The sequence below is a fragment of the Mycobacterium sp. KBS0706 genome, from assembly GCF_005938675.2.
Taxonomy (GTDB): domain Bacteria; phylum Pseudomonadota; class Alphaproteobacteria; order DSM-16000; family Inquilinaceae; genus Inquilinus.
In genome coordinates, this window is sequence record NZ_VCCH02000174.1 from 1 (window position 1) to 8447 (window position 8447).

At 71.7% G+C, this 8447-nt stretch carries 8 protein-coding genes and 1 pseudogene; 5 read left to right on the top strand and 4 right to left on the bottom strand.

The features are described 5' to 3' along the window. Positions 1-1059 (top strand): annotated as a pseudogene (locus FFK22_RS43530) (hypothetical protein); the annotation flags it as partial. 6 nt (positions 1060-1065) lie between these two features. On the opposite strand, the gene FFK22_RS39870 reads toward FFK22_RS43530, so the two are convergent. Further along, complete coding sequence (locus FFK22_RS39870) at positions 1066-1452, bottom strand: DUF983 domain-containing protein (RefSeq protein ID WP_138892090.1); 387 nt, start codon at positions 1450-1452, stop codon at positions 1066-1068. Between the two features lie 97 nt (positions 1453-1549). Between FFK22_RS39870 and FFK22_RS39875 the strand changes: the two genes are divergently transcribed. Continuing rightward, positions 1550-2905, top strand: coding sequence for a PLP-dependent aminotransferase family protein (locus FFK22_RS39875; protein ID WP_138892091.1), 1356 nt, complete (start codon positions 1550-1552; stop codon positions 2903-2905). Between the two features lie 6 nt (positions 2906-2911). Here FFK22_RS39875 and FFK22_RS39880 read toward each other — a convergent pair whose 3' ends face one another. From FFK22_RS39880 to FFK22_RS39890, 3 genes are read right to left on the bottom strand one after another with little or no spacing between them, the layout of a single operon-like run. After that, a complete protein-coding gene (locus tag FFK22_RS39880; RefSeq protein ID WP_138892092.1) occupies positions 2912-3733 on the bottom strand; it encodes a metallophosphoesterase in 822 nt (273 codons plus the stop codon). Next, on the bottom strand, positions 3733-4671 hold the full coding sequence (locus tag FFK22_RS39885) for a diacylglycerol kinase family protein (RefSeq protein WP_138892093.1): 939 nt from the start codon (positions 4669-4671) through the stop codon (positions 3733-3735). Before FFK22_RS39885 ends, FFK22_RS39880 begins: the two co-directional genes overlap by 1 nt. Positions 4672-4677: 6 nt before the next feature. Then, positions 4678-5097, bottom strand: a complete 420-nt coding sequence (locus tag FFK22_RS39890; RefSeq protein WP_138892094.1) for a hypothetical protein — start codon at positions 5095-5097, stop codon at positions 4678-4680. A gap of 249 nt (positions 5098-5346) precedes the next feature. Here FFK22_RS39890 and FFK22_RS39895 point away from each other — a divergent pair, with 249 nt between their 5' ends. The 3 genes from FFK22_RS39895 (at position 5347) to FFK22_RS39905 (ending at position 8437) form a co-directional block, all read left to right on the top strand. Then, entirely contained in the window at positions 5347-5799 is a 453-nt protein-coding gene (locus FFK22_RS39895) for a (2Fe-2S)-binding protein (protein ID WP_138892095.1), read from the top strand. 14 nt (positions 5800-5813) lie between these two features. Beyond that, positions 5814-7979: a xanthine dehydrogenase family protein molybdopterin-binding subunit gene (locus FFK22_RS39900; RefSeq protein ID WP_138892096.1), complete on the top strand. Its 2166-nt coding sequence runs from the start codon at positions 5814-5816 to the stop codon at positions 7977-7979. 83 nt (positions 7980-8062) lie between these two features. Continuing rightward, a complete protein-coding gene (locus FFK22_RS39905) occupies positions 8063-8437 on the top strand; it encodes a cytochrome c family protein (RefSeq protein WP_138892097.1) in 375 nt (124 codons plus the stop codon). The last annotated feature ends 10 nt before the right edge of the window (positions 8438-8447 follow it).

The window sequence follows — 8447 nt, forward strand, 5'->3', positions numbered from 1 at the left end:
GACGGCGCCGAGGTCGCGGGCCGGCTGATGGCGGACTATCACGCCGCCGCCGGGGGCACGCTCGACGATCTCGACGCCAAGGCGGTTCAGGCCGCTGTGGTCCAGGTCGTGATCGACGGCGTCGCAGCCGATGCGGAAAGCCGGAAGCGGCAGCTTCTGACCGCAGCGGCCGCAACCTCGGTGCTGGAGGGGGCGAAGCCGAGCCCCACCGCCGCGGCGGCCATGGGCCCGGCCGTCGCGGCCGCGGATGCGACGCCGGCTGCCGGGGTTCGCCCCCCGCCCGTGTTCGCCATGGCCGATCCGAACGCCGGCCCGGCCGGCACGGCGGCACCGGTGCTGCCGGCGATCCCGAAGCATTACGAGCCGGTCGAGACGCGCTTCGATCCGGCCAAGGCGGTCGCCGTCGACGAATGGAAGCACGCCAAGATCCGGCAGGTCACCGATCTCGGCCTGGTCGGGGATGCGGGGCCCAGCACGACCACCTACATCATCGAGGTGATGGGGCCGAAGGGCCGGTACTGGGCGGATTTCGACTGGTCGCCGAACGCCAACCAGCTGTATGGCGAGATCCCGATCAAGCCCAGCGGCAGCGCGGCGGACGGGCTGGCCGCGCAGGCCAAGGCCGTGATCGCCTATAGCGGCATCACCAGCGACTGGGGGTCGTTCGAGCAGCGGGCCAAGGACCTGAAGGCCAGGACCGATGCCGCCTTCGCCGAGGTCGCCCGCCTGCTGACCTCACGCGACCATGACGGCAGCATGACCCAGCTGCGATACCACGGCGAGCAGAGCGGCCATCTGGCGAACCTGCTGCCGCATGTGAAGACCAGGATGGAGGAGGAGATCCGCCTGTTCGTGCAGGGCCGGCACAGCCAGCCGGCGTTCAAGGAGAACCTGGCGAAGATGTTCGTCGACCTGGTCGAGAAGATCGAGGCCGACCGGTCGCGCAAGAAGGCGATCACCCGGCACCAGATCGACACGATGATCCGGGTCGTGATCGCCATCGTGATCGGCGGCGGCGTCGGCGGCGCCCGCGTCGCGGCAGGCTTCATGGGAGGGTAGGGGGCGTCAGTCCTCGCCCTTGCGGGCCAGCCGGGCCTCGCGGGCGTCGTTGATGTACTGGGCGGCGACCAGCCAGCCCTTCAGCGGCCGCAGCAGGGCCAGGCAGCCGCCGATCAGCAGCGGCACCGAGGTCAGCAGGTGCACCCACATCGGCGGCTCATAGGCCAGCTCCAGCCAGGCGGCGAAGGCGATCACCGGGAAGCTGACGATCGAGATGACGAAGAAGGCCGGGCCGTCCGCCGGGTCGGCGAAGCCGTAATCCAGGCCGCAGACGTCGCAGCGCGGCGCCAGGGTCAGGAAGCCGCGGAACAGATGGCCCCGGCCGCAGCGCGGGCAGCGCGCCCGGATGCCGACCGCGAAGGGCTTCAGCGTCGGATAGATGGGCTTGGCCATGGTGATCCCCTGGGACAGGCCGCAGGGTGGCTGCGGTCGATTGTATGGATCTGAATCTAATATTGCCATACACTTTGGTCAAGTGTATGGTCCTGCGATGGACCGTCGCATCTCCGACACAACCCCGAAATACCTCGCCATCGCCGCCGGCTTCGCCGATCTGATCCGGTCTGGCGACCTGCCGGCGGGCACCCGCCTGCCACCGCAGCGGCAGCTGGCGCTGGAGCGGGGCGTCGACCTGACCACGGTGACGCGCGCATACACTGAGCTGAAGCGTATGGGCCTGGTCGAAGGGCGCCCGGGCAGCGGCAGCTTCGTCCGCGCCGCGGTGGCCGCGGCGGGCGGATCGGCCGGATTCGACCTCAGCATGAATGTGCCGCCACAACCCGCCGGGCTGGGGGAGGGGATCGCGGAAGGGATCGCCAAGCTGCTGGCGACGCCGGGCGGGATCTCCCCCCTCACCTATCAGCCGGCCGGCGGCGTGCCGCGGGATCGCGCGGCCGCCGCCCGGTGGCTGGGGCGCCGCCTGGGGCGGTTGGAGCAGGACCGCGTGATCGTTGCCGCCGGGGTGCAGAGCGCCCTGTTCGCCCTGATGGACCTGCTGCTCGGCCCCGGCGACAGCCTGGCCTGTGCGGCGCTGACCTATCCCGGCCTGAAGACGATCGCCGCCCAGCGCGGCCTGCGCCTGGTCGGGCTGGCGCAGGACGCCGAAGGCCTCGATCCCGCGGCGTTCGAGGATCTGTGCCGGGCGACCCCGCCGAAGGCGCTGTACCTGGTGCCGACGATCGGCAACCCGACCACCGCCACCCTGCCGCCGGCGCGGCGGCAGGCGATCGTGGCCACCGCCCGCCGGCACGGCGTGGCGCTGGTCGAGGACGACGCCTATGGCGCGCTGGCGGAAGCGGCACCGCCGCCGCTGGCGGTGTTGGCGCCGGAGATCACCTGGCACCTCGCCACCCTGTCGAAATGCGCCACGCCGGCGCTGCGCATCGCCTATGTCGCGGCGCCGGACCCGCATGCGGCGCTGCGGCTGGCGGCGGGGCTGCGTGCCGTCAGCCTGATGGCGTCGCCCTTGACCGCCGCGCTGGCGACACAGTGGATCGACGACGGCACGCTCGATGCGCTGACGGCGGCGATCCAAGCGGAGAACCAAGCCCGGCAGCGCCTGGCCGCGACGCTGCTGCCGGCGGGCGCCGTCACTGCAAATCCGGACGGCAACCATCTCTGGCTCACCCTGCCGGCCGGTTTCGGGCGGGCGAGCTTCGTCGCCGCCGCCCGCGAGGCCGGGCTGCTGGTGGTCGCCAGCGATGCCTTCGACGTCACCGGCGCGGCGCCGGAGGCGGTCCGCCTGTCGCTCGGCGGCGTGCCGGACCGGGCGGCGCTCCGCCACGCCCTGACCCTGCTCGCCGATCTGCTGCGGCGCCCCGCCGTCGCGGCGCCCGCCATCGTGTGAGCCGGTTCACCCCGCCACCGCCGTCCAGCGGCCCTTCACCTTCTCGAAATCATGCGCCGGCATCGGCACGAAGCCGGCGCCGTCCCAGCGCCGCGGCTCCAGCGTCAGGCGGTTGCCGTCGAGCAGGATGCGGTTGTAGGCGTTCGGCTCGTTGCGCCGCCGGCTCGAGGTCGCGGTCGCCGCCTGCGCCACCAGGATCGGCCGGCGCACGCGGCCGTGATGGGTGGTGACCTCGCCATAGAACCCCCGGTGCAGGTGGCCGGTCAGGATCAGGTCGACTCCGGCGGTGGCGAAGAAGCGCAGCGCCGTCTCGGCCCGCCCGATCAGCTTGGTGTCCGGCGCGTCCGGCGGCGGCAGGAAGGGGTGGTGCGCCACCACCACCTTCAGCATGCCGCGCGGCAGGGCGCGCAGCGTCTCGCGCACCCGCTCGATCTGGTCCAGGCTGATCGAGCCGTGCGACCAGTTCCAATGCGCCACCAGCCGCCGGGCGGTGTTGACGCCGATCAGCACGATGCCGTCCTGGACCAGCAGCGGCGCCGTGTCCGGGGTGATGAAGCGGCGATAGCGCGAGAACGGCTTGGTGAAGCGTGACAGCAGGTTGTGCCGCGGGATGTCGTGGTTGCCGGGGACGACGATATAGGGCGCCGGCAGGCGGTCCAGGAAATCCCGCGCGGCGGCGAATTCGGCGCTGTGCGCATCCTGCGTCAGGTCGCCGGAGACGGCGATCACCGAGGGCGCGAGCGCCTTCAGCTCGGCCAGCAGGGCCTCGACCAGGGCCGGCTCGCTGCGGCCGAAATGCAGGTCGGAGATGTGGGCGACGCTCTTCATCACGGCGGCGTTCCGGGGGTGTCGGGATCGGTCTGCGGCACCAGCACGGTCAGCGCCCGGGGCAGGATGCGATAGCGCAGCGGCGTCGCCAAGAGGTGGTTCTCGCCGTCATTGGCGACCCATAGCCGCGGACGGCGCGACACCACGTTCACCCGGCGTGCGGCCAGCGCCGCCGTGGCCCGGTCGTGCTGCCAGGTGCCGGCAACGAGGCGGGCGATCAGGCGCCACAGGTCGAGCCGGCGGTCGATCCGCGCGGCGTAGACGCCCAGCGTGCCGCCATCCAGCGCGACCCGGGTGTGGATCGCGGCGAAGCCCTCGGCCAGCGGGTTGTTGGTGATCGCCAGCGTGCGAGTGACCAGGCGCACCGGTTGTCCGTCGGCCTGCAGCACGGCATGCAGCCGCGGACCGTGGTCGAAGCCGCGGAAGAAGGCGCGCACCAGCCGCAGCCATTTCAGCGGCCCCCGATTGTGCCGCATCCGCTCGCGCTGCAGCACCATGCGCGGGGCGATGCCGGGCAGCGAGCTGTTCAGGAAGATCCGGTCATTGACCAGGGCGACATCGATCCGCCGCCTGGTACCGGCCAGCAGCGCCGGCAGCGCCGCCTCGGGCGACAGCGGGATGCCGAGGTCGCGGGCCAACAGGTTCGCCGTGCCCATCGGCAGGATGCCCAGCGGCCGGCCGGACCCGGCCCGGTTCTCCGGCAGCAGGCGCTCGGCCGCGGCGATGAGGGTGCCGTCGCCGCCGCCGACCAGGATCGCCTCGGCGTCCGACGCAATGGCGGCGTCCAGCGCCCGGCACAACGCCGGACCTTCGGCCACCACCACGCGCGCCTCGGCCCCGGCCTCGGCCAGGATCTGCCCCAGCCGCGCCGCGGTCGCCTCGGTGGGCCGGCCGAGCAGCGCGCCGGCGGCACCGTTCAGCACCAGCGCCACGCGCATCGGCCCTCAGCGGGCGGTGCCGGTGGTGCCGCCCTCGCAGGTGCAGGCGGTGCTGGGGATGCTGCCGCCCGGGATCGGGCAACTGCCGACCATCGTGACGCAGCGATAGGCCGTGCCGGCCGACGGCAGCGGCAGGAGGGGGTTGCTCGGCGCCTTGCGGCTCAGGCTCTCCGCCTGGCGCGGGGCCGGCACCGGCTGCGCCCGGAACGGCGCCAGCTGCGGCGGATTCAACTGGCCCGGCGGCGTGATCTCCAGCGGGGCCGGGCGCTGGCCGCGGACGATCGGCGGCGACCCGACGCCGCCGGCGCAGGGGCTGCCGATCTGGCCTGGGTTGACGATGCATTGCGCCAGGGTGGGCGCCGGAACGGCGGGGGCGGCCGCCACGGCGAGGCCGGTGGCGAGCGCCAGGCGGATCAGCGGGCTCATGCTGATCAGATGTGCGGGGTTGCGGCTTCTTCAATGGTCGAAGGGCGCGATGTTTCGCTGCGTTTCCGTCCCGTTTCGTTCTAAGCTGGGATGAGAATCGGAAGTCGGGCGCGGTGCCGGGCCATTGCTGGCCGGCGGAGCGCGACCGAGCTTCGAACAAGTCGCAGATCCCATCCATAGACGCAGCCGGCCGGCGCAGCCCAGGTCGGCCGGCTGCGTTCCGTCAGCCCCAGCCACCGAGAGGCAGCCATGGCTTTCACGTTGAAGATCAACGGCACCCCCCACGACGTCGATGTCGACGGCGACACCCCGCTGTTGTGGGTGTTGCGCGACGTCCTCGGCATGACCGGCACCAAATTCGGCTGCGGCCTGGCCCTGTGCGGCGCCTGCACCGTGCATGTCGACGGCCAGGCCGTCCGCTCGTGCCAGACCCCGGTCGACAGCGTCGGCGACAGCGCTGTCACCACCATCGAGGCGGTCGGCGAGACGCCGCAGGGCAAGGCCCTGCAAAAGGCCTGGCTGGAGCTGGAGGTGGTGCAGTGCGGTTACTGCCAGTCCGGCCAGATCATGTCGGCCGCGGCCCTGCTGGCCGAGACGCCGAAGCCGACCGATGACGACATCGACGCCGCCATGTCCGGCAATGTCTGCCGCTGCGGCACCTATCAGCGGATCCGCGCCGCGATCCACAAAGCCGCAGCCTGAGGGAGGGACAGACCATGCCTGATGGCTCGCACACCCTCGATCGCCGCGGGTTCCTCAAGATCGGCGCCGCCATCGGCGGCGGCCTGGCCCTCACCGTCGCCCTGCCGCCGGCGCTGCTCCCGGCCCTGGCAGCGGCCGAGGCGGCCGGCTTCGCGCCCAACGCCTTCATCCGCATCGATCCCCAAGGTCTGGTCACGCTGGTGATGCCGTCGGCCGAGATGGGGCAGGGCATCTACACCGCCGAGGCCATGCTGCTGGCGGAGGAGCTGGAGGTCGGGCTCGACCAGGTCCGGATCGAGCATTCGCCGCCCAGCGACGCGCTCTATGCCAATCCGCTGATCGGCGCCCAGCTCACCGGCGGCTCGACCTCGGTCCGCGGCTTCTGGACGCCGCTGCGCCAGGCCGGCGCGGTGGCGCGCACCCTGTTGATTGCCGCTGCCGCGAAGCAGTGGGGCGTCGACCCGTCGACCCTCAAGGCGCAGCTCGGCAAGGTCACCGACGGCAAGCGGTCGCTCGGCTATGGCGAGCTGGCCGACGCCGCCGCGGCGCTGCCGGCGCCGGACCCGAAATCGGTGGCGCTGAAGGACCCGAAGGACTTCACCATCATTGGCAAGCCGGCCAAGCGGCTGGACTCGCCCAGCAAGGTGAACGGCACGGCCGAGTTCGGCATCGACACGAAGCTGCCGGGCATGAAGATCGCCGCGATCGCCATCTCCCCCGTCCTCGGCGGCAAGCCGAAGACCGTGGACGAGGCGGCGGCGATGGCGGTGAAGGGCGTCCGCCAAGTGGTGAAGACCGACGAATCCGTCGCCGTGGTCGCCGATCATATGGGCGCCGCCAAGAAGGGGCTCGAGGCCGCGGCGATCCAATGGGATGACGGCCCGAACGCCACTGTGAACAGCGCCGACCTGATCCGCCAGTTGGAGGAGGAATCGAAGAAGCCGGGGGCGGTGGCCCGCAACGAGGGCGATACCGAGAAGGCCCTGGCCGGCGCGGCGCAGCGGCTGGAGGCGATCTACCAGGTGCCGTTCCTGGCGCATGCGGCGATGGAGCCGATGAACTGCACGGTCCATGTGCGGAAGGACAGCTGCGAGATCTGGGTCGGCACCCAGGTGCCGACCATGGCCCAGGCCGTGGCCGCGGAGGTCGCCGGCCTGCCGAAGGAGGAGGTGCAGGTCCACAACCACCTGATCGGCGGCGGCTTCGGCCGGCGGCTCGAGGTCGACGGCATCGCCCGCGCGGTTGCGGTGGCGAAGCAGGTCGACGGCCCGGTGAAGGTGGTCTACAGCCGCGAGGAGGACATCCAGCACGACATGTACCGGCCGCATTACTACGACCGGTTCTCGGCTGGGCTGGACGCGCAAGGCAAGCCGGTGGCCTGGACCCATCGCATCGCCGGCTCCTCGATCATGGCCCGCTACTTCCCGGCTGGCTTCAAGGACGGGGTCGATGCGGACGCGGTCGAGGCCGCGGCCGAGCCGCCCTACGCCTTCCCGGCGATCCGCGTCGAATATGTCCGGGTCGAGCCGCAGGGCGTTCCGACCTCCTGGTGGCGCGGCGTCGGCCCGACCCACAACGTCTTCGTGGTCGAGAGCTTCATCGACGAGTTGGCGGCGGCGGCCAAGCAGGACCCGGTCGAATACCGCAAGGCGCTGCTGGGCCACAATCCACGGGCCCTGGCGGCGCTGACCCTGGCGGCGGAGAAGGCCGGCTGGGGCACGCCGATGCCGAAGGGCCATGGCCGCGGCGTCATGGTGCAGTTCGCCTTCGGCAGCTATGTCGCGATGGTGGCGGAGGTCGAGGTGGCGGGCGACGGCTCGATCAAGGTTCATCGCCTGGTCTGCGCCGTCGATTGCGGCCTGGCGGTCAACCCGGACACGATCGAGGCCCAGGTCCAGGGCGGGTCGCTCTTCGGCCTGACCGCGGCGCTGCACGGCAACATCACCTTCGCCAACGGGCGGGTCGAGCAGGCCAATTTCGACACCTACCTGCCGATGCGGATCGACGAGGTGCCGGTGATCGAGGCGCATCTGATCAAGAGCGCCGAGGCCCCCGGCGGCATCGGCGAGACCGCGACCGCCGCCGTCTCCCCGGCGGTGGCGAACGCGATCTTCGCCGCCACCGGCAAGCGCCTGCGCAGCCTGCCGTTCGACACGGATCTGTTGAAGTCGTCGTCGTGACACGCTGATGTCCGGCGGGGGCCACGGCTCCCGCCGGCACCATCCCGGACGGGGTCCGGGTTCCGAAGGGAAGAGGAAGAAAGATGAAGCTGACGCAGTGGGCCCTCGCGGCCCTGCTGACCGCTGGCGTTGCGTCGCCGGCGCTGGCCGATGGCGATGCGGCGCGGGGCCAGACCCTGTTCTCGCGCTGCAGCGCCTGCCACACGGTGACCGAGCAGAACAAGATGGGTCCGCATCTGTCCGGCGTGTTCGGCCGCACCGCCGGCACGGTGGCCGGCTACACCTATTCCAAGGCCATGGCCGCCTACGGCAAGACCTGGGACGAGGCGATGCTGGATACGTTCCTGACGGCGCCGAACAAGGCGGTGCCGGGCACCAAGATGGCGGCCGGCGCCATCGCCAACCCGCAGGACCGCGCCGACATCATCGCCTATCTGAAGACGCTCGGGGCGTCGTAGTCCGGCCGCG

Bases quoted from the DNA above. Each gene is read 5' to 3' on its own strand.
- FFK22_RS39880 (WP_138892092.1), bottom strand. From the start codon at position 3,733: ATGAAGAGCGTCGCCCACATCTCCGACCTGCATTTCGGCCGCAGCGAG.
- FFK22_RS39890 (WP_138892094.1), bottom strand. From the start codon at position 5,097: ATGAGCCCGCTGATCCGCCTGGCGCTCGCCACCGGCCTCGCCGTGGCG.
- FFK22_RS39875 (WP_138892091.1), top strand. From the start codon at position 1,550: ATGGACCGTCGCATCTCCGACACAACCCCGAAATACCTCGCCATCGCC.
- FFK22_RS39885 (WP_138892093.1), bottom strand. From the start codon at position 4,671: ATGCGCGTGGCGCTGGTGCTGAACGGTGCCGCCGGCGCGCTGCTCGGC.
- FFK22_RS39900 (WP_138892096.1), top strand. From the start codon at position 5,814: ATGCCTGATGGCTCGCACACCCTCGATCGCCGCGGGTTCCTCAAGATC.
- FFK22_RS39905 (WP_138892097.1), top strand. From the start codon at position 8,063: ATGAAGCTGACGCAGTGGGCCCTCGCGGCCCTGCTGACCGCTGGCGTT.
- FFK22_RS39870 (WP_138892090.1), bottom strand. From the start codon at position 1,452: ATGGCCAAGCCCATCTATCCGACGCTGAAGCCCTTCGCGGTCGGCATC.
- FFK22_RS39895 (WP_138892095.1), top strand. From the start codon at position 5,347: ATGGCTTTCACGTTGAAGATCAACGGCACCCCCCACGACGTCGATGTC.